This is a genomic window from Lysinibacillus sp. DFXJR4 (genome assembly GCF_057196045.1).
The window spans coordinates 39,115-60,144 of the sequence record NZ_JBXUNW010000021.1 but is presented as its reverse complement, the minus strand read 5'-3'; the positions used below and the strand labels follow the sequence as shown (position 1 = coordinate 60,144).

Below are 21,030 nucleotides of genomic sequence, written 5' to 3'. Positions count from 1 at the left end.
TTAAAAAACAAAAGGTGGTGAAATACCAGTGGTAAACTTACGCGAAATAAAAGGTCGTATTACTTCTACAAAGAGCACGAAGCAAATTACGAAAGCGATGCAGATGGTTTCTTCTTCAAAGTTACGTCGTGCAGAGCAAAACGCTAAAGCTTACGTTCCTTACATGGAAAAAATCCAGGATGTAGTAGGCGCGATTGCTTCCGGGACAAAAGACAGTGGACATCCAATGTTAACTGCTCGTCCTGTTAAGAAAACAGCTTACTTAGTCATTGGTTCTGACCGTGGACTTGCAGGTGCTTACAACTCAAGTATTCTGCGCCAAGTACAGCGTACAATTAACGAACGTCATAGATCAAAAGACGAGTACGTTATTTTAGCTGTAGGACGTGTTGTTCGTGACTACTTTGTGAAACGTGATCATAATGTTATCAGCGATGTTGTCGGTCTTCCAGACCAGCCAACCTTTGCTGATATTAAAGAAATCGCTCGTAATGCTGTTGGTATGTTCATTGATGGTACATATGATGAACTTTATATGTACTACAATCACTTTGTCAGCGCTATTGCCAGCGAAGTGACGGAGAAAAAACTTCTTCCATTAACAGATATTGCACCTACAAGCGGTAATGCCTCATATGAATTTGAGCCATCGGGCGAAGCAATTCTTGAAGTATTACTGCCACAATATGCGGAAAGCTTAGTGTACGGGGCATTATTAGATGGAAAAGCAAGTGAACATGCTTCTCGTATGACGGCTATGAAAAATGCAACAGATAACGCATCTGATCTTATTTCAGATCTATCATTGCAATACAACCGTGCGCGTCAAGCGGCGATTACACAAGAAATTACAGAAATCGTTGGTGGAGCTGCAGCCTTAGAATAGGCCAGCTTCCCAATGTCGTATAAGAATACGATAGGAGGGTACACAGTAATGAATAAAGGACATGTTATTCAAGTAATGGGTCCAGTTGTTGACGTAAAATTCAGCAATGGTCAATTACCAGCAATCTATAACGCATTATCAGTTAAGATTGAACGTCCTAATGAAGAACCAACAATTCTTGCATTAGAAGTTGCGCTTCATTTAGGTGATGATTCTGTTCGTACAATTGCGATGTCATCTACTGATGGCTTACAACGTGGAGCAGAAGTTACAGACTCAGGAAAAGCAATCTCAGTACCAGTTGGTGAAGTTACGCTAGGTCGTGTATTCAACGTACTTGGAGAAGTAATTGACTTAGGTGAAGAGATTCCAGCTGATGCACGTCGTGATTCAATTCACCGTGAAGCACCATCTTTCGAGAATCTTTCAACTTCAGTTGAAATTCTTGAAACAGGTATTAAAGTAGTAGACTTACTTGCACCATATATCAAAGGTGGTAAAATCGGTCTGTTCGGTGGTGCCGGCGTAGGTAAAACAGTATTAATCCAAGAATTAATTAATAACATCGCACAAGAGCACTCAGGTATCTCTGTATTCGCTGGTGTAGGTGAGCGTACTCGTGAAGGGAACGACTTATTCTTTGAGATGAGCGATTCAGGCGTTATTAAGCAAACAGCGATGGTATTCGGTCAAATGAACGAACCACCTGGTGCACGTATGCGTGTAGCGTTAACTGGTCTTACAATGGCGGAATACTTCCGTGATGAACAAGGCCAAGACGTACTTTTATTCATCGACAACATCTTCCGTTTCACACAAGCAGGTTCTGAGGTTTCTGCCCTGTTAGGTCGTATGCCTTCTGCGGTAGGTTACCAACCAACACTTGCAACTGAAATGGGTAAATTACAAGAACGTATCACATCTACGAACAAAGGATCTGTAACTTCTATCCAAGCGATTTACGTACCAGCCGATGACTATACTGACCCGGCTCCAGCAACAACTTTCGCCCACTTAGATGCAACTACTAACCTTGAGCGTAAATTATCTGAAATGGGTATCTACCCAGCGGTTGACCCACTAGCTTCGACTTCTCGTGCATTATCACCTGAAATCGTTGGTGCTGAGCATTACGCTGTAGCTACTGGCGTACAACGTACAATCCAACGTTACCGTGAATTACAAGATATCATTGCTATCTTAGGTATGGATGAATTATCTGATGAAGATAAACAAACAGTAGAACGTGCTCGTCGTATTCAATTCTTCTTATCTCAAAACTTCCACGTTGCGGAACAATTTACTGGTCAAAAAGGTTCTTATGTACCTGTTAAAGAAACTGTTCGCTCATTCAAGGAAATCCTTGATGGCAAATGGGATCACCTACCAGAAGATGCTTTCCGTCTAGTTGGTTCTATTGATGAAGTAGTTGAAAAAGCGAAAAGCATGGGCGTAGAGGTTTAATACTAGGGACGAGGAGGAAAAAATATGAAGACAGTTCAAGTCAATATTGTCACTCCCGACGGCCCAGTATACGATTCTGAAGTATCAATGGTAATCGCTAAAACAACTTCTGGAGAAATCGGTGTTCTTGCTGGCCATATTCCTATGGTTGCTCCACTAGCAATTGGTGCTGTGAAGCTTAAAAAAGAAAACGGTTCTACTGAAATTGTAGCTGTAAGCGGTGGTTTCATTGAAGTTCGTCCAGAAAAGATTTCAATTTTAGCTCCTTCTGCTGAAGTTGCTGAAAACATCGATGTTCAACGTGCAAAAGAAGCCGTTAAACGTGCTGAAGGACGTCTTCAAAGTAAACAAGACAACATTGATTTCAAACGTGCTGACCTAGCATTAAAACGTGCGTTGAATCGTATCAACGTTCATGAGGGTAATATCTAATTCAAATTTTAACGGGCAGATTCAACATCTGCCCGTTTTTTAACATTATTCAGTGTTTTGAGCAAGTGAGATAAATGACGCTTAATGAATATGGAGGGATTACAATGGAATTATATGAATCGATAGGACAAGAAGCTTTGTTAGGTATTTTGTCTCATATTTTTTTTGTCGCTATTACTTTTTATGCGCTACAAGCCTTTATGCTTGAGAAAATATTCAAGAAAAATAAAGTATTTCAAATTCAGTTGATCTATATATTATTGAGTATTGCGATTGGAACAACTGTTTCGAATTTTTTCCTCCAAGTGTCAAATTGGTCAGGTAAGCTCCCTTATTTATTTTAATATATTATATAGCCCCTTATTACTAACCTAAAATGAAGAAAATGAATATACATATTTCACAGGGCTTTATAACAAAAATGTAATCCCTGCATAAAATCGGCAGTAATTTTTCTATACAGAAAGCTTTGTCAGGTAGATCCCATCTCAAGATTTAAGTGAAGTTGGGGATCAATAGCCTGTAAAAGCCCTATTGAGGCCAACACGATGTTGGTCACACAAGCGTTTCTTGCAGGATGAGAGTACTGAGCTCGTGTTAATCTACAGCATTCAAGGGGATTAAGTAAAACCTCTACTGATTGTAGTTTCACTTATGTGGTCCTTTGAAATATGTAAAAAATATGGATTATTAATTTTAATAGATGTTGTTTTTTGTTCATAAATCTTTGGGTATGTATTAGAAAATAACGCTTTCGTTCTATGTTATTGGTCATTCACAAAATAAAATTTCATGCGTACAATAAATAAATAGCAAAATATTAATGAATGGCTTAAAATAGTGATTTTGATGCTTGAATGAGCGTTAGAAAAGTTGTACTATAGAGTTGTTTGTTTACTGATTATGACATTATACTTCTTTTTTAAAATAAAATTTTAATAGCTTAATAGATTAAATTCGGAGGGACATAGGGTGGAAAAAATAATAGTGACTGGTGGCCAAAAGCTACAAGGAAAAGTACGTGTAGAGGGCGCAAAAAATGCAGTGTTACCAATCCTAGCGGCGGCTTTACTTGCTTCTGAAGGAGAAAATGTAATTAAGGAAGTCCCTAACTTAGCAGATGTCTTTACAATAAATGAAGTACTTAAAAGTTTAAATGCAGCAGTTACATATATACCAGAAGACAACGCAGTATATATAGATGCAACAAAAGAACTTTCCAGTGAAGCCCAATTTGAATATGTAAGTAAAATGCGTGCATCTATTTTAGTAATGGGTTCCTTACTTGCTCGCAATGGCTATGCTCGGGTTGCTTTGCCAGGAGGCTGTGCAATTGGTTCTCGCCCAATCGAATTGCATTTAAAGGGCTTTGAAGCAATGGGTGCGAAAATATCATTTGGTCACGGATATGTAGAGGCAAAAGTAAATGGCCGTTTAAAAGGAGCAAATGTGTATTTGGACTTCCCTAGTGTTGGTGCTACAGAAAATATTATGACAGCTGCATCATTGGCACAGGGAACAACTGTAATTGAAAATGCAGCGAAAGAGCCTGAAATTGTAGATCTGGCAAACTTTATTAACAGTATGGGTGGTCGCGTTATCGGCGCAGGTACCAATACCATCCGTATTGAAGGTGTCGAAACATTATATGGAACAGAGCATCATATTATTCCTGATCGTATTGAAGCTGGCACATTTATGGTTGCAGCAGCCATTACCAAAGGGGATGTGACGATTGAAAACGCAGTCCCTGAGCATATGACAGCATTAATTGCTAAAATGCGTGAAATGGGCGTTGAAATTATCGAATTAGATGAAGGCATACGTGTACGAGTTCCCGATAAATTAAAGGCTGTGGATATAAAAACAATGCCACATCCAGGATTCCCCACAGACATGCAATCACAGATGATGGCTTTAATGCTAACTGCTGAAGGTACGAGTATTATTACGGAAACTGTATTTGAAAATCGTTTTATGCATGTTGAGGAGTTCCGTCGCATGAATGCGGGTGCTAAAATCGAAGGACGCTCTGTCTTTATTGAGGGACCTGTAAATCTTCAAGGTGCTGAGGTCATGGCAACAGATTTACGAGCTGCAGCTGCTCTTATTTTAGCTGGCCTTGTATCTGAAGGCATGACACGTGTGACAAAGCTTCATCACTTAGATCGTGGTTATGTAGATTTCCATGAGAAATTGGCTGCACTTGGTGCTCATATCGAACGTGTACCGGTTGAAGATGTTGTAATGAAAGAGAAATCTACGGTGGAATTACCAACAAACTAAATAGTTGATTGATACCCTATGACTATAAGCATAGGGTTTTTTTTATTGAAGGATCAGGAAGCCATTTGGAAGACAAAATAGCTCATTATGTACTTAAAAATAGTAATTCTTAATAACCTACTCAATATTGTTTTGCTAAGGTTCACATATTTAGAAGAATTCTAGCATATTATTCCTTATGAAAAAATGGATAATGAGTGTTGGTATCATTTGTTTGATTGGGTCATTGTATGTGCTTCCTGTGGCATTTAGTGAAAGACGTGCAACTGAGGAATCAGTCCAAACCACAGACAATGCTTGTGAAATATTTATAGAAGTGGAGGGACAACAGGAGAAAATCCCTTTAGAAACATATGTTACGGGTGTAGTAGCTGCTGAAATGCCTGTTTCATTTAAAAAAGAGGCGTTAAAGGCACAGGCCATTGCAGCAAGAACTTATGCATTAAAATCGACAAATTACGGTAGAGAAGCAATTGCTCCCACAGTTGCTAGACAAGTCTTTTATAACAAAGAGCAAAGAAAAGCGAATTGGACTAGCAATTTCCCAGGAAATGAAAAGAAAATTGTCGAGGCGATTAATGAAACGAAAGGACAAGTTCTTCTTTATAATAATCAATTAATCACAGCTATGTTCCATTCTACCAGTAACGGTAAAACGGAAAGTGCCTATGGTTATAGTGGTAATGATCTTCCATATTTGCAAAGCGTAGCAAGTATGTCTGATCAATCCTCTCCAAAATACTCTGCGGTCAAGGAATGGACATTAGCAGAGTGGAATACAATCTGGCCTGATAAATGGCAGGTAAGTGATTTCTCTCGCATCCAGTATTTTTTTAATGATTCAGGACGAGTTGAACGTTTACAGCTAGGTAAAAATGTATGGTCAGGACGAGAGGTTCGAACACTTTTGCAAATACCATCTACTGATTTTAATATTTCCTATGATACTAATACAGGAAAAATACAAGTAAGTACGAAAGGATATGGTCATGGCGTAGGGATGAGTCAATATGGAGCTGAGGCAATGGCAAGTGAAGGAAAAACTGCTGACGAAATTTTACACTATTATTATCAGGATATTGAGATAAAAAAGATAGATGCATGTTTAAAATAACTTCTAGTTGTTCACACTGCAACTAGAGGTGATGAAAATGAGAGAGGATAAAAATAGTAAAACTTCTCAAAAACAAAATGAAAAAGGTCAATTACAGAAGAAACCTTGGTTTTGGCCAGCAGTTTATGCTGGTGGTGCACTTATGCTAGCAGGTATGTTATTTGGTTACAATAGTCTCATATCAAAGGTAGAAGAGGCTCCATTACCAGATTTGGCAGAAGTAGATCCAGGTCCTGTAGTTGAAACAAATGCTCGTGCAGAAACAATGAAGTACCCATTCAAAGAAGCAAATCTTAGTAAAGTACAAGTTTTACAAGAATTTTACGAAGTAGAGGCAAATGCAGAGGCACGTGAAAATGCACTAATGGTATTTAATCAAACATTTACAACGTCATCTGGTATTTCTCTTGCTATGAATGGTGAAGAATTCGAAGTACTAGCTGCTCTAAGTGGTAAAGTACTAGAAGTAAAGCTAGATGCATTTACAGGCAATAAAATTGTTATTGAGCATGCAGATGGTAAGCAAACACATTATAGCTCAGTAAAAGATATTGCTGTAAAAGAAGGCGATGAAGTTACACAGGGTCAGGTATTAGGAAAAACGACTGACAATGAGTGGAATCAAGCAGCAGGCGTTCACTTACATTTCGAAGTACTTGAAAACGGAAAATATGTGAATCCGAAAAAATCACTAGCCTTTTAAAATAGGAAAAATCAGCTGCCACAATGACAGTTAAAGATATTTATGATATATGAAAACTTACTGTCAATTGATGCAGCACAAATCATCAGCAATTTATCGAGAAAGTGTAAAACGTGTTCTGAATAGCTTTGTCCTTACATAAGGTGAAGAAATGCGCATACGTGCATCTGATGCCAAAGCCATTTTGTGAAATTGTGTGGAAAGGACGAAGAACGTGCACGAGCACATTCGGAAGCGCTGCATACGCCTCGGTGAATTATTGATTGAGACGCGTGAGACTGTGCGTGTCCTCGCGAAAATGACAGGTTATTCAAAAAGTACGGTGCACAAAGACTTAACAGAGCGATTGCCAACAATTCATGAAGGATTAGCAGAGCAGGTGAAGGAAATTCTCGCCTACCATAAGGCCGTACGTCATATTCGCGGAGGAGAGGCAACAAAAAACAAGTGGAAAGAAAGAGCGAGTCAAGAATGATTCGTTCTTTTTTTGTGGTTAAAAAGAAGGAGATGGAACCATTAAAAGATTATTTTAAACGTATTATTGTTTTCTAGAATTGTTCATATAATATAAAGAAAACAGCCACATTCACTAAATTTAGGTGAAATTACCAATAGTGTATGATAAAATATTCTAGATAAAGAGATAAAGTGAAGCTTCAATCAGTGTGGATTATCCTCATCTCACACTGATTCTTAGGTGAACGAACCGAACTATTACGGGCAGTTGATTTCCCAATTATATGATTTACTTGACTTACGTCTGGAAGTGGGAGTCACCTGTCCGTTTATGCGGGATAAAAATGAACGTTATGTAGTGGGAACTGGCGGGAAGGAGAAATTATAGAATGTTTTCGAAAGATATTGGCATTGACTTAGGAACTGCAAATGTATTAATCCACGTGAAAGGTAAAGGAATTGTTTTAAATGAACCATCTGTAGTGGCGATTGATAAAAAAACAAATAAAGTATTAGCAGTAGGGGAAGAAGCCCGCCAAATGGTAGGGCGCACGCCAGGTAACATTACTGCAATTCGACCATTACGCGATGGTGTTATTGCAGACTTTGATGTTACTGAAGCGATGCTAAGACATTTTATCAATAAATTAAACTTAAAGGGATTCTTAACGAAACCACGTATTTTAATTTGTTGTCCAACTAATATTACTAGTGTCGAGCAAAAAGCTATCCGTGAGGCAGCAGAAAAATCTGGTGGTAAAAAAGTATATTTAGAGGAAGAGCCAAAAGTCGCTGCTATTGGTGCAGGAATGGATATTTTTCAACCGAGTGGCAATATGGTAGTGGATATTGGTGGTGGAACAACAGATATAGCAGTTCTTTCAATGGGAGATATCGTAACAAGTGAATCCATTAAAGTTGCAGGTGACGTTTTTGATAATGATATATTACAATATATTAAAAAAGAATATAAATTACTAATTGGTGAACGTACTGCTGAAGCAATAAAAATGACAATTGGTACAGTATTTAAGGGCGGTAGAAATGATTCCATGGATATCCGTGGCCGTGACATGGTGACAGGTCTCCCACGCACAATAACGATTCAATCAGAGGAAATTGAACGTGCTTTACATGAATCAGTAGCTATGATTGTTCAATCTGCAAAAAATGTTCTAGAAAAAACGCCACCAGAGCTATCAGCTGATATAATTGATCGTGGAGTTATTATTACTGGCGGTGGTGCGTTACTACATGGTATGGACCAGCTCTTAATTGAAGAGTTAAAGGTACCTGTTTTCATTGCAGAGCAACCAATGGATTGTGTAGCAATTGGTACAGGCATTATGCTTGAAAATATTGATCGAGTGCCTGCATCCTTATAAAAATAAAATGAGGTGATTCCTTTGTTTAAAGGGTTCTATACAGTTGCAACGGGTATGATTGCACAACAAAGACGAACAGAATTATTAACAAATAATTTATCAAATGCGAATACACCAGGATTTAAAGCGGATCAATCAACAATTCGTTCATTCCCAGACATGCTAATGTCAAGTGTCGGAAATACGAATGCAACTGCCAAGCAACAAATGGGCTCTCAATATATGAGTCAAGTGGGAGCATTAAATACTGGGATTTATATGCAAGAAACATTGCCAAACTACATACAGGGTCAAATCTATAATACAGATTTTTCAACAGATATGGCCTTGATCGATGGATACTTACCGCAAAATGAAGAGGGCATCACTGGGTCTATTTTCTTCCGTTTAGCACATCCAGATGGTGGAGAGGCATATACACGAAATGGGAATTTTACGTTGGATGGTCAAGGCAATTTAGTCAATGCACAGGGACTGTATGTTTTATCAGATACTGGCCAACGCATCCAGCTTCCAAATGATGATTTTCGTCTAGATGAGACCGGAGCGATTTACGTCAATGAGCAGCAAGTAGCACGTGTTGGCGTATCATTTGCGGCTAATCCGAACATGCTACGTAAACAAGATAATGGCTTAGTTCGAACAGAGAATGGAGAAAACTTGCCTACTGCTTATGGTGCTAACGGTGTCGCATTTTCACTTCGTCAAAATTATCTTGAGCGTTCAAACGTAGATTCTGGTCGCACGATGACAGATTTAATGACAGCTTATCGCGCATTTGAAGCCAATCAAAAGGTGCTACAGGCTTATGATCGAAGCATGGAAAAGGCTGTCAATGAAATCGGAAAAGTATAATATGCGAACTGGAGGCGTTAGAGAATGCTACGTACAATGATTACTGCAACAAATACAATGGGACAATTACAAAATAAATTAGATACGATTAGTAATAACATTGCTAATAGCAACACACATGGCTATAAGACAAAAGAGGCTTCTTTCAACGAGCTTCTTTATCAGCAGTTTAATAATGACAAGCAAGATCGTGCAGAGCGTCTATCTCCGCTAGGTATTCGATACGGTTCGGGTGCAATGCTTGGACAAATACAATCAAATGAAAAGCAAGGCTCATTACAAACAACAAACCGAGATTTAGATTTAGCTTTCAATAAAGCAAAACAATATTTCAATATTTTAATGCCAGATGGTGAAAATGGTACAAAAACAGTGTATACTCGTCAGGGTGACTTTTATTTATCACCATTAAATAATGGAACAGTAATGGTTGTGAATGCAGATGGATATCCATTAGCTAATGCTACAGGACAAGCTATTACATTACCGGATAATGTAAAAAACTTTGCTGTACGTAATGGAGGCGTCTTAGAGGCTTCCTATCCAAATGGAGATATTATCCGTACAGATTTAGCCGTGACAGAATTTCAAAAGCCACAGCTAATGGAGCACATTTCAGGCCAATATGTTGGATTGCCAGATAATCTCGCTCAACTGGGATATACGCAAGCTGAGGTCGTTACCGAATTACAAGGTGCAAATCGCCAGCAGATTGGCATGCAAAGTGGCACGCTAGAAATGTCGAATGTGAATCTTTCAAAGGAAATGACGGATTTAATTCAAACACAGCGCTCTTATCAATTCAATGCAAGAGCTGTAACATTAGCAGACCAAATGCTTGGGCTTATTAATGGCATTCGCTAGTAAATCCATGATTACTGTTTAGTAGGAATGAAGAGGAGTACAATCTATGACAAACGATTCACGTCGACGTTCTGTGCCGACAAAAGAAACCGATACGTCACCAGAAGAGAAGGAACGCCGCTCAAATGGAGAGCAACGAGAGGTTCGATGGGTGCAAATACGGCTGATTCCGATTTGGCTACGCGTTGTACTTGTTCTCGTATTAGTCGTTGTTGCCGCAGTTTTAGGTGCAATATTTGGCTACAGTGTTATTGGACAAGGGCAAGCTATGGATGTATTTAAAACAGAAACATGGCAGCATATATTTGATATTATGAATGGTAAAGAATAAATTTTATTCTTTACCATCCTTTATGTTTACATACTTTATTAATAATTGAGGGGGAAAAGAAATGTTATCAGCAGAGCAAATTCAAGCGATTTTACCACATCGTTATCCTTTTTTATTTGTTGATCGTATTGTTGAATTAGAAGAGGGAAAACGTGCAGTAGGTTTAAAAAATGTATCTATCAATGAGGATTTTTTCAATGGACACTTCCCAGGCTATCCTGTAATGCCTGGTGTTTTAATTGTTGAGGCACTAGCACAAGTTGGTGGTGTTGCATTATTAAACGCGGAAGAATTCAAAGGTCGCTTAGCCTTCTTAACAGGTGTGGATAATTGCCGTTTCAAACGTCAAGTAGTACCTGGGGATCAGCTTCGACTGGAAGTAGAGTTTGTTAAACTAAGAGGTGCAATGGGCAAAGGTCACGGTGTAGCAACAGTTGATGGAGAGCTGGTTTGTGAAGCAGATATTCTATTTGCTATAGGACCTGAACAGCCAAAATAGGCTTAATTTGCATTTATAGGCTAAAAGTTATAAAATATTTATGTCGAATCATGTCCTTGCTGTTAATTTTTTTAGCAGTTTATTTATGTTCTAAAATGCGATGGCGTATTAGCGATTGTAAATTGAAATACATGTAATTTTAGGTTTTTTAAAACGTAGGAGGATTATATAGATGTATAAGGATCTGTCTTCAGGTGTTAAAATTAGCATTACGCGTTCGATTTCAACATCTTTTGAATCATACTTAGCAAGTATTGATTGGGATGAAAAGCGTTTCTCTATGGAAGACTTCATTGCTAGCTGGCAGACTTATTTTCAAGAGAATGCCGCATGGATTGAAAAAATTCCAGCAAATGTTTTGCTGAGCACTGAATTTCATGAAGAAATGGCGCAAAAAATCGATGAAGTAATTGCGAAAATTTTAAATGAAGAGCCCACAGCAAAGCAAATCGAAACAATCGAGACATTGCAAAAAGAGCTAGGTACAAAATATACGTATGCTTGTAAAGCAGAAGCAGCTTACATTGAACAATTGTTAAAAGAAAAACAAAAATAGTTTTTACGAAAATCGGATAGTTCCCTCCTTTCCCGGGCAATCTATGTAGGATCACAAATACACCTGTTGTATTTGCTGACATAGCACCCAAGAAAGGAGGTTTTTAATATGTGGAAAATGTCATTTTTGACTATTCTTTTTGCTACGCTATTCCTTGGAGGATGTAACTGGGGAAACAGAGCGGTTGAAGAAAGACCTGTGGAGAACGTTAAAAACGATGTTCGCCGAGGTGTTGACAGGGTAGAAGATGTGGTAGAACCAGCTCGAAGACATGATGTTTACGATCGTAATGTGAATGGTGTTGAGCGACGTGGTACAGTTAACGAATCTACTGTAATACCTGAAGCTACAGCGCCAGGAACAAACGCAGATTTAAATAGTACAAATGGCTTTGACAACGCACCAAATGCAAATGGTGTTGAACGAAATAACACTGTTAAAGAAAATGTCGTGGAAGAAAAAGTAGATATTCGCGAGCGTAACAACATGAATACGCGATAATAATAAAAAGAGTGTATCCAGAAATGGAACACTCTTTTTTTTACAGTTAAAATAGATCGAAAAAATAACGATGCAATTAGACAGCAACGTTAATTTAATCATTTTTAAGTTTTGGACGTTCTTTCATATCATGGGAGAAGCGATCAAGTAAATTATCTAAAGAAACGCCTTCCGCTAGCAGTTCAGCTAATAATTGTTCAGCATATTTTGAACGTTTTGTTTTAAGTTTACCCTTTAAGAGCACAGAAATATGTTCTCCGATTTCTTGAACAGTATGTACGGCAACCTGAAAAGGAGCAGGCTCATTATCTGGAAATGAAATTACAGCACGCACATTAAAGACAGCAGCTTTTTCTAATAGATGTTGAAAAGTTGAACAATATTGTCTATCCATAAACAGTTCAAGAATCCATGATTGATGGCTGTTTTCCTGATTAATAATAATGCCATCGACTAAAGGAAATGTTTGTATGCCATCTTTTGTGACAAGGTCAAAGGAAAGCATTTTAAATGTTTTCATTATGTATAATCCTCCTAAGTCTGTCATCTTTATTAGTATAACACATTAAATTGGGCCATGTGATGATGAGGCCTTTGCTTTGCTCCTAGCCAATAATGAAAAAGAAAAAACTGTGAAATTTCATATTTCTTGAAATAGCATTTGCTATTACAATCAAAAGCATTCAGCCAATAAATTAATTTGATTTTTGCAAAAGAAAACGGCTAATATAACCAATTTATGATTAAAAACAAAAGGAAATGATAAAAACCGACTTTTGCCAATTCAGTATACGTCCTTGTAAGATGAGAACATCAAAAGTGAAGGAGGTGAATTGATGAATCAAGTCGGACTGGTTGGAAGATTAACAAAAGATCCTGTGTTACGACACTTATCTGAGAATCGCGTGCAAACACATTTTTCTTTAGCCATTAATCGCAATTACAAAAACAATCGTGGGGAAGTAGATGCTGACTTTATTCTTTGTACAGTATGGGGAAGACTTGCAGAGCATATCGTCAAATATTGCGGGAAAGGCTCATTAATTGGAGCAAATGGCCGTATCCAATCAAGGTCATTTGTAAATGAACAAAGTACGAAGATTTTTATAACAGAGGTAGTCGTTGAAGAGGTCCGATTTTATCACCTTAAGCCAAGAGACAGTGACGAGACTATTGTACCCACAAAGCTGTCTGATGAACAGGAAGGCTTGAAGGATTTCGTGTTACCAGAGGCAGAGGCTGTATTACCAGTAGTTTAGCAGTATGCCAAGTGTTACATACGGGGCAAGTGATAATGTTGTCTGATCCGCCATTCTCCTAAATTTGCTTGCACCGTAATGCATGAAGAAAAGAAAGGAATGATGTATACCTATTATTGAAGTTCATTGCTGAAGACCGCACAGCGATGAGTATTTTACAACTTAATAAATGTATGAAGTAAGCAGGAAAAGAAGTAATCAAATTGTCCACTGATATTCTCAAAACTAAAAGAGCGCCAAGAACATTTTTGCTCTTGGCGCATCTAAATAATTAAAAATCAAGTGTCATTAATGCTCGAAGCTCATCATCTTCAAGTTCAGTTAACCACTGACTTGATTGAATTAATTCTTCTGATAATGCAGATTTCTGCACCAGCATTTTATCAATTTTTTCTTCAATTGTTCCAATCGTCACAAACTTATGCACTTGCACAAATTGTGTTTGGCCAATTCGATATGCACGATCTGTCGCTTGATTTTCCACAGCGGGGTTCCACCAGCGATCTGCATGTAAAACATGATTTGCAGCAGTTAAATTCAGCCCTGTTCCACCTGCTTTTAAGGAGAGGATAAATATAGGGAAATCTCCTGCCTGAAAAGCCTCAACTAAGCGATCTCTCTGTTGCTTAGGCATTGCGCCAGTTAAAAATGGTGCATCAACGTTATATAGCTCGCTAAAGCAGTGCTGGAGTAATTGACCCATTCCTATATATTGTGTAAAAATGAGACACTGCTCCCCATTGTCCACGATTTCTGCTGCCATTTGCACGATACGCTCTAATTTGGTAGAGCGTGTTAGCATTGTTTCAGCATCCTCGAAAGGTTCTTTTAAATACAAGGCAGGATGATTACATAATTGCTTTAATTTACTGAGCATCTTTAAAACGCGCCCTTTTTTCTGAAAGCCTGTTAATTGCTCAAGCTGATCGAGCGTTTCTAGAATATATCCTTCATAGAGAGACGCTTGCTCAGTTGTTAATGGGCAATAAGCATGAGATTCTTGTTTATCTGGTAAATTAAGCTGTAAATTCGGGTCCCTTTTTGTACGACGCAATAAGAAAGGCTGTATTTTTGCACGTAGCTTTTGTTTATGAGACTCTGATTCATCTCTTTCAATTGGTAAAATAAATTCTTCATTAAAACGACCAAAGCTACCAAGGTATCCCCTATGAATAAAGTCAAATATTGCCCAAAGCTCAGATAAACGGTTTTCAACAGGCGTTCCTGTTAGTGCAATATGGTGAGCACCATGTAATTTACGGATCGATTTTGATTGTAATGTCTGCATATTTTTAATATTTTGCGCCTCATCAAGTACAACTGTTGCCCAATTCATCTCTTGCAAAAAGTTTGCATCCTGTGAAACGGTACCATAAGTTGATAAAATCACATGTGGTTTATCTCTTTCCACTAGCTGTTTAAATACATCCTCCTTTGCTCGATTGGCCTGATAATGTGTATGCACAATTAACGAAGGCGCAAAGCGGGCAATCTCCTTTTGCCAGTTACCCAGTACTGACGTAGGACAAATGATAATAGAGGGCTTTGTAAGATCGGCTGTTTCATAAAGGTGAAGCAAATAAGAAATAAGCTGAACCGTTTTTCCAAGACCCATATCATCAGCTAAGCATGCACCAAAGCCCTGTTCACGCATAAAGACAAGCCATTCAAAGCCCTCCTGTTGATAGGGCCGTAATTCAGTCTGTAATGTTGAAGGAGCTGGTACTGTTGGAAGACCCTTTTTCTCCTGAAGCTGCTCCATATAGGATTTAAGGGATTGCTGTAACTCGAATGCAAAAATTGGATCATCTCGCATTTCATCATCAGCTTCCTCTTCTTCAGGGGGGGAAGATAAGCTTTCTGGCAACTCATGGAAGAGCAATTCACGAACTGTCCAACTCTCATCCTCTGCTTGCTGCATCAGTGCTCGCATTTCCTGCATCCAGTTTGCATCCACTCGAAACCATTCGGTACCAATACGAATAAATTCACGTTTTTCATCTACAAGCTTTTTAAATTGTTCAGGTGAAATGGATTGTCCATTCATTGAAAATTGCCATTTAAATGTTAAGATATCATCTAGCCCAGCTACCCTTTTGGTTGCTATATTACCAGTACTCACACGTACACGGATTTTGGATTGCTTTAAATCCTTAAGCCAAGCGGGAAGTACCACCTCATAGCCCAGCGCCTGTAATCTAGCCAGATCCTCACGTAAAAAAGTTCGTACTTGTAAATCCTCTAACATCACTCGGATAAAAATATCACTACGTAACTCTTCTAAGGAAAGAAGCTCAGCAATTTGGGCTTGCTGCTGTTCAATGTCCTCAGCGAATATCTGCCATTTTACAGGTAGGGCTTCAACTATTGGATGAGACTGCTTACGAATGGCAGGTGTCCAATAGTTTTTAGTTGTAGCAGTGCTAAGGACTGTTTCTAAAAGCCAAACATCTGCATCCTCCTCCGGTTCACTCAAGCGTAAGGAGACTGTAATTGCACCAGCCTGACGATTCTGTTCTAATGGCCAGCCACCACGTTGGAAAAATGGCATCAGCTTTGGTAAATCAGCTAATACAAGGCCAGCATGATTGAGCTTTTGCTGAACAGCTATTTCTAATAATGCTGTATCTATACCTGCAATAGAGAAAGTCAGCGCGGAAAAGTCATCTGCTATATCGGCGTATGACCAAAGTTTTGGCTCTTGCCAATACGCTTGCAAAATTGAGATTTTTTCTAGCCAAATGTTACTCTCAGTATTTTTTCCACGCCACTCTATAAATGGATGCTGATAGCGTGGTGAAACTATATCAAGAAGCTCTGACGAGGAAACTTCAACAGTAAAATCTGTCCGATTACTTAACAAACCATAGACATTTTCTTCATAGTTAAAAAATAATGAAGAAATAAGTGCATCTGCTTCTAGTGCCACGTCATCAGCTGTAAAGCCTTGTAATGTAAAATAACCTTCCTGAGCGACTTCAATCTGAAGCTGTAGTTTTTTTGAAAATGGGGAAGGAGCATTGATAGTCATCATCCTAAGTTTCCTTTCTCAATTTCTTCCTGTAATGCACGAAGTCGTTTAAATTCACTACGAATTGTTTGCATATAGGTTTCAAAATAAGCCACTTTGCCAGCCCGTTTTGCAGCGCTGCGCATACTTTTCCAAATTCGAACTGCTTGCTTATAGTTCATGCGAGATTTTTGCGTTATTTCAGCCATGGCATATAGATGGTATAAGGGCATTACAGTCGCTGGGGCAACTTGTAGAACATCCTTTAATCCACACATTTCTAAATAAGATAGAGAAGAAGGATTTAATTGGTGAAGGGCAGCCCAATCCTGATAACGTCCTTTTTTAATTAGAAAGAATGAAAATGGCTGAAGCCCATAAACACCAAAGGCACTATACAAGAGGGCCTCCTCTTCGTCTGTGAGCTGTATATCTTCATACAAAAGCTGGAATTGCCGTACATATTGTGCTCTCTGAACAACTGGCACAATTTGCTGTAGAAACACTTCAGTAAATGGTAGCATGGCTCGCAGTATAATCGTTTGAGCAGGTAACTCACCAGCTCTTTTTGCAAACGTAGCAAGCTCAACTAAATCAGCCATTTGCTGCAACTGAATATGTGAAATACCCTCTTGCAATAATTCTTCTTTTTGTAACAGTACATAAAATAGCATTTTTAATGACTGTAAAGAGATCTCTGAGGAAGGCTCATCAAGTTTGTTTAAGAGTGCTAATTCCTGTTCACGCCTTGGCTTCTCATAAAATAATACCGCCCACAGAAGCATATATATTTGTAATCGATTAGCAAATAATCCTTGACGCTCCAATAAAATTTCTCTCACTAAATGCTGAAGTGCATCATAAAATGGATCAGTGGCAAAAAGTCGTGATCGCCCAGTTAGCTCTGTCAGTATACTTTCCAATGATTGAACACTTTGATCAATAAAATATTTCATATATGGAGAATCGATTGAATGTCCTTGTGTTTCATTGACATGACGCCAAATGGTATTAAAGATCGAAAGCTCTACAAAAAGCTTATAAAGTGGCTGCCATTCACGTTCGAAGGGCATATGACGTTGAAGTCGTTCTAATACATCTGTTCGTATTGCAGAGATACCGTAGCCCTCTAAAATACGACCTGGTGGTAATAGGCGACGCATCACTTCATGGACCATTCGCTGCCAGCTTTCCGGACTACGTTCATCTGCTAAAAATTTGAGCTGAACTGTTTTTTGGGAGCGCCAAGCACTGGACCAGTTTTGAACAGAATCAAAATATTGATAAAGGGCGAGCAATGCACCTACCTGATGCCGACACCATTTTAGCTGAGGGCAGTTACAGCTTAAATGCTCATTAGCAAAATCGATTTCTACTGAGGCAGGTCTGACATCCTGTACGCTTGCATATAATATAGAACTTGCCCCATTAAAACGTTCAAATATCACTGATTTGTTCCGTACTGAAAAAACAGCACGACGCACTAGCTCTTCGTCTTCAGTAGAGGAAGGGTGTAACGCCTGTTCAGCTTCCTTCAATTTGGTAAGGACAAATTCTTGATGCTCCTTAGCTATTTGAGAAATAGACAATGCCATAACCTCACTCCTTTCAAAAATATAGCTAGTGGCTTATGCTTTTTTAGCATCTACGTATGGAAGAAAAAAGACTGTCCTTCCATTATACGATTAAAATCCGTACATGATAAGCTGAATGGTTAGAAAGAAAAAAATCATGGTTCAGATAGTTAACAAGCTAATTGATTTGTGTTAAAATCTGAATAATCAGATAAATAGGGAGGGATGAAGGATGATGCAAGTTCAATATATGAAGCCATTCTATACAAAAATCACGGGAGACAAATTACGTCTCGTATTTGCTTATCAATATTTCTCTATTTTAAAAGAGAATGAGATTTTCCATTTCATTCCCATAGAAGGTAAAGAGATGATTATCAACTTGAATACTCAGCAAATTGAAAATTTATCTGAGGTCTTTGTTTTCCAAAAGGGTAATCGCTTTATTCGATTACCATTATATCAATTATTACTAATCACAAATGTTCACGAGCATCTAGCACCAATTCTTGAAAACGCTACACCAAAGCCACAGCTACCTCTTATTTCCTCTGTAACTGCTGGTGAAATCGATCAGCTTATTGCAGAATTGGAGCAAAAAAACCTAGATTATTTAATTGATCAGGCATTACTAGATCATAATAAAACACTCTTTTTTGAGCTTCTACATCAAAAGAGCCATCAACCTGGGGGTTTCGAAAATTGAATACACGGTATTTTAGTTAGGCACCTACTTTTCGTATACGAGAAGCGGGTGCTTTTATATACTAACGCCCGCGCTCGAAAAAAAATTGGACGCAATTACGACTAGGTCTAAAGTTAAAATGGTAAGAATAAATTAGAAATTTTTACTATATAAAACCCATTAAATTAGAATACATTACCAAAAAGACTAAAAAGATTTTTAGGTATTCCGATATAAAGAACAATAAAGGTGGTGAAATCATGCTTGGAAAGTGGTCAGCTACAGGTATGTCAATTTTGAATAATATGAACAGGCATTACGATACTATGAGCAGGGCCATGCTTCGAATTTCTTCTGGCTACCGAATCAATAGTGCAGCCGATGATCCTGCAGGACTTGCGATTTCTGAAAAAATGCGTGCCCAAATTCGTGGACTGAATATGGCTGCAAAAAATATTCAGGATGGAATTTCACTTGTGCAAACAGCTGAAGGGGCATTGAATGAGACACATGATATGATCCAGCGTATGCGTGAGTTAGCAATTGAAGCAGCCAATGATACATTGACAGACGATGACAGGCAAAAGCTTGAGCTTGAGTTCCAAGAGTTAAAAAAGGAAATCCAACGCATCTCAACTGATACAGAATTTAATACAAAAACATTACTGAATGGGGATCATGCTACAAAGGGCATTAAAATTCAGGCAGGGGCAAATTCAGGTCAAAACATTGAGCTGTTCATTAATGGTATGGGCTCAGAGGCACTAGGCTTGAAGGATGCTTCTATAGCAACCCAAGAAGATGCTGATAAAGCCATTTCTACAATGGACGAGGCTTTAAAACGAGTATCAAACGAGCGTTCTCGACTAGGTGCCTATCAAAATCGTCTAGAGCATGCCTATAATGTGAACGTGAACACTGCAGAAAATTTACAAGCAGCCGAGTCCCGTATTCGTGATGCAGATATCGCAAAAGAAATGATGAACATGGTCAAAGCGCAAATTTTAATGCAGGCGAGTCAATATGTGCTGGCAATGCATATGCAGCAGGCACAGTCCATTTTAAAATTACTTGAAAGTGGAACAATGAGGAATCCCCGATATTAATGGTGATTCCTTTTTATTTAGGTGAATCAGAGAAAAGATTAAAAAGCGACTGATACTATAGAAAAGGAGAGTATTAATTGATCATAAAACCCTTCGAACCATCCCCGTTGACAAAAGGACTTCAAGCGCTTGTGACTCGTTTACACCCCACTCATCCACAATATCAAAAACTTCAGCGTGAACTTAAAAATAAAGAAGCGGGTGATTTTGGTGAGCAATATGTAGTGAAAGAGCTACTGCAAATGGCCCTCCTTAATGAATGTTACATTTTCCACAATGTTATGCTTCCCTCTGTTTTTCCCATGCAAATTGATATTTTAATCATCGTCCCCAACGCTATCATAATACTAGAAATCAAAAACATTCGAGGAACAGTCCATTTTAAAAATAATCCTCGTCAGCTCATTCGTACTTCTGAAATAGGAGAAGTACAAGTCTTTACACATCCTGAAATACAGCTTGAACAATATATCCAAGGATTGAAGCATTTTTTAGGAAAGCATCATATTACGATACCTGTATATGGGGCTGTTGTGTTCCCATTTAATAATGTACATATTCTTAGAGCGTATGAGGGGCTGCCTATAATAATGGCAAAAGAGCTACCGTTATTTCTGCATAAACATATAGAAAAAAGCAAAGAGACAACAACAGAAATAAAACAAATTATTTTGTCGCAGTTACAGCATAGAACACCATTTCCGCTTTGCCATTATTATCAGATTGACAGTTCGGCTTTGCAACAAGGCGTTTATTGTGAGAGCTGTGGTCAGTTTGGCATGTTGAAGTTACGCATGACTTGGTATTGTCAGCATTGCCAAAATAAATGTACAAACGCACATATACAGGCACTACTGGATTATTACATGCTTATTGGAGATACGATTATGAATGGGGAATGTCGAGAATTTTTAAAAATTGAAAGTCAATATGTTGTAAAACGCATTTTACAAAAAGTATGTGCAACTAGTACTGGTTCAGATCGATATAGGCAGTACAATTTATCCAGTTTATATTTGAATCACCGCTAATTGTTTAAGTTCCGCCACTTATTTTGTGTGGAA

23 protein-coding genes are annotated in these 21,030 nt (G+C 38.3%); 20 read left to right on the top strand and 3 right to left on the bottom strand.

The genetic code is table 11. The annotated features are described in order from the left end of the window. The first annotated feature begins 28 nt into the window (after nt 1-28). From atpG to AC2CGN_RS23245, 16 genes are all read left to right on the top strand, one after another. Entirely contained in the window at nt 29-886 is an 858-nt protein-coding gene (gene atpG / locus AC2CGN_RS23320) for an ATP synthase F1 subunit gamma (RefSeq protein WP_429980279.1), read from the top strand. Between the two features lie 48 nt (nt 887-934). Further along, a complete protein-coding gene (atpD, locus tag AC2CGN_RS23315) occupies nt 935-2,350 on the top strand; it encodes a F0F1 ATP synthase subunit beta (RefSeq protein WP_054770241.1) in 1,416 nt (471 codons plus the stop codon). A gap of 24 nt (nt 2,351-2,374) precedes the next feature. Beyond that, the gene (locus AC2CGN_RS23310; protein ID WP_286925002.1) at nt 2,375-2,782 is read left to right on the top strand and encodes a F0F1 ATP synthase subunit epsilon; all 408 of its coding nucleotides are present in this window, start codon (nt 2,375-2,377) and stop codon (nt 2,780-2,782) included. A 104-nt stretch (nt 2,783-2,886) separates the two neighbouring features. Continuing rightward, nucleotides 2,887-3,126: a DUF1146 family protein gene (locus AC2CGN_RS23305; RefSeq protein WP_286925003.1), complete on the top strand. Its 240-nt coding sequence runs from the start codon at nt 2,887-2,889 to the stop codon at nt 3,124-3,126. Nucleotides 3,127-3,754: 628 nt separating this feature from the next. After that, on the top strand, nt 3,755-5,068 hold the full coding sequence (gene murA, locus AC2CGN_RS23300) for a UDP-N-acetylglucosamine 1-carboxyvinyltransferase (RefSeq protein WP_484516546.1): 1,314 nt from the start codon (nt 3,755-3,757) through the stop codon (nt 5,066-5,068). A 178-nt stretch (nt 5,069-5,246) separates the two neighbouring features. After that, nucleotides 5,247-6,182 carry a stage II sporulation protein D gene (gene spoIID / locus AC2CGN_RS23295; protein ID WP_286925005.1) on the top strand — a complete coding sequence of 312 codons (936 nt, stop codon included), beginning with the start codon at nt 5,247-5,249 and terminating at the stop codon, nt 6,180-6,182. 37 nt (nt 6,183-6,219) lie between these two features. Beyond that, on the top strand, nt 6,220-6,885 hold the full coding sequence (locus AC2CGN_RS23290; RefSeq protein WP_484516544.1) for a peptidoglycan DD-metalloendopeptidase family protein: 666 nt from the start codon (nt 6,220-6,222) through the stop codon (nt 6,883-6,885). 214 nt (nt 6,886-7,099) lie between these two features. Beyond that, nucleotides 7,100-7,360 carry a sporulation transcriptional regulator SpoIIID gene (locus AC2CGN_RS23285; protein WP_010858004.1) on the top strand — a complete coding sequence of 87 codons (261 nt, stop codon included), beginning with the start codon at nt 7,100-7,102 and terminating at the stop codon, nt 7,358-7,360. Nucleotides 7,361-7,582: 222 nt separating this feature from the next. Further along, entirely contained in the window at nt 7,583-7,729 is a 147-nt protein-coding gene (locus tag AC2CGN_RS23280) for a hypothetical protein (protein WP_484516542.1), read from the top strand. A gap of 1 nt (nt 7,730) precedes the next feature. After that, nucleotides 7,731-8,726 (top strand): rod shape-determining protein, encoded by a 996-nt coding sequence (gene mreB, locus AC2CGN_RS23275; protein ID WP_286925008.1) that lies wholly within the window; start codon nt 7,731-7,733, stop codon nt 8,724-8,726. 21 nt (nt 8,727-8,747) lie between these two features. Then, on the top strand, nt 8,748-9,581 hold the full coding sequence (locus tag AC2CGN_RS23270; protein ID WP_286925009.1) for a flagellar hook-basal body protein: 834 nt from the start codon (nt 8,748-8,750) through the stop codon (nt 9,579-9,581). A gap of 24 nt (nt 9,582-9,605) precedes the next feature. Next, complete coding sequence (locus AC2CGN_RS23265; protein ID WP_484516539.1) at nt 9,606-10,445, top strand: flagellar hook-basal body protein; 840 nt, start codon at nt 9,606-9,608, stop codon at nt 10,443-10,445. Nucleotides 10,446-10,491: 46 nt separating this feature from the next. Continuing rightward, the gene (locus tag AC2CGN_RS23260) at nt 10,492-10,776 is read left to right on the top strand and encodes a DNA-directed RNA polymerase subunit beta (RefSeq protein WP_484516537.1); all 285 of its coding nucleotides are present in this window, start codon (nt 10,492-10,494) and stop codon (nt 10,774-10,776) included. Nucleotides 10,777-10,837: 61 nt separating this feature from the next. Next, the gene (gene fabZ, locus AC2CGN_RS23255) at nt 10,838-11,275 is read left to right on the top strand and encodes a 3-hydroxyacyl-ACP dehydratase FabZ (RefSeq protein ID WP_429984275.1); all 438 of its coding nucleotides are present in this window, start codon (nt 10,838-10,840) and stop codon (nt 11,273-11,275) included. Nucleotides 11,276-11,447: 172 nt separating this feature from the next. Beyond that, nucleotides 11,448-11,831: a hypothetical protein gene (locus AC2CGN_RS23250; protein WP_429984276.1), complete on the top strand. Its 384-nt coding sequence runs from the start codon at nt 11,448-11,450 to the stop codon at nt 11,829-11,831. Between the two features lie 108 nt (nt 11,832-11,939). After that, nucleotides 11,940-12,332 (top strand): hypothetical protein, encoded by a 393-nt coding sequence (locus AC2CGN_RS23245; protein WP_429980288.1) that lies wholly within the window; start codon nt 11,940-11,942, stop codon nt 12,330-12,332. A 94-nt stretch (nt 12,333-12,426) separates the two neighbouring features. Here AC2CGN_RS23245 and AC2CGN_RS23240 read toward each other — a convergent pair whose 3' ends face one another. Continuing rightward, nucleotides 12,427-12,852, bottom strand: a complete 426-nt coding sequence (locus tag AC2CGN_RS23240; protein ID WP_484516534.1) for a YwpF family protein — start codon at nt 12,850-12,852, stop codon at nt 12,427-12,429. A 316-nt stretch (nt 12,853-13,168) separates the two neighbouring features. Between AC2CGN_RS23240 and AC2CGN_RS23235 the strand changes: the two genes are divergently transcribed. Beyond that, nucleotides 13,169-13,591 carry a single-stranded DNA-binding protein gene (locus AC2CGN_RS23235; protein WP_286925016.1) on the top strand — a complete coding sequence of 141 codons (423 nt, stop codon included), beginning with the start codon at nt 13,169-13,171 and terminating at the stop codon, nt 13,589-13,591. 271 nt (nt 13,592-13,862) lie between these two features. Here the strand turns inward: AC2CGN_RS23235 and AC2CGN_RS23230 are convergent, their stop codons facing one another. Further along, nucleotides 13,863-16,625 carry a DEAD/DEAH box helicase gene (locus AC2CGN_RS23230; RefSeq protein ID WP_484516532.1) on the bottom strand — a complete coding sequence of 921 codons (2,763 nt, stop codon included), beginning with the start codon at nt 16,623-16,625 and terminating at the stop codon, nt 13,863-13,865. Further along, entirely contained in the window at nt 16,622-18,196 is a 1,575-nt protein-coding gene (locus tag AC2CGN_RS23225; RefSeq protein ID WP_484516530.1) for a hypothetical protein, read from the bottom strand. Before AC2CGN_RS23225 ends, AC2CGN_RS23230 begins: the two co-directional genes overlap by 4 nt. 211 nt (nt 18,197-18,407) lie before the next feature. Between AC2CGN_RS23225 and AC2CGN_RS23220 the strand changes: the two genes are divergently transcribed. From AC2CGN_RS23220 to AC2CGN_RS23210, 3 genes are all read left to right on the top strand, one after another. Continuing rightward, the gene (locus AC2CGN_RS23220) at nt 18,408-18,881 is read left to right on the top strand and encodes a transcriptional regulator (protein ID WP_283870748.1); all 474 of its coding nucleotides are present in this window, start codon (nt 18,408-18,410) and stop codon (nt 18,879-18,881) included. Nucleotides 18,882-19,120: 239 nt separating this feature from the next. After that, entirely contained in the window at nt 19,121-19,966 is an 846-nt protein-coding gene (locus AC2CGN_RS23215; RefSeq protein ID WP_484516528.1) for a flagellin N-terminal helical domain-containing protein, read from the top strand. 77 nt (nt 19,967-20,043) lie between these two features. Further along, nucleotides 20,044-20,997: a nuclease-related domain-containing protein gene (locus tag AC2CGN_RS23210; protein ID WP_484516526.1), complete on the top strand. Its 954-nt coding sequence runs from the start codon at nt 20,044-20,046 to the stop codon at nt 20,995-20,997. Nucleotides 20,998-21,030 lie beyond the last annotated feature (33 nt).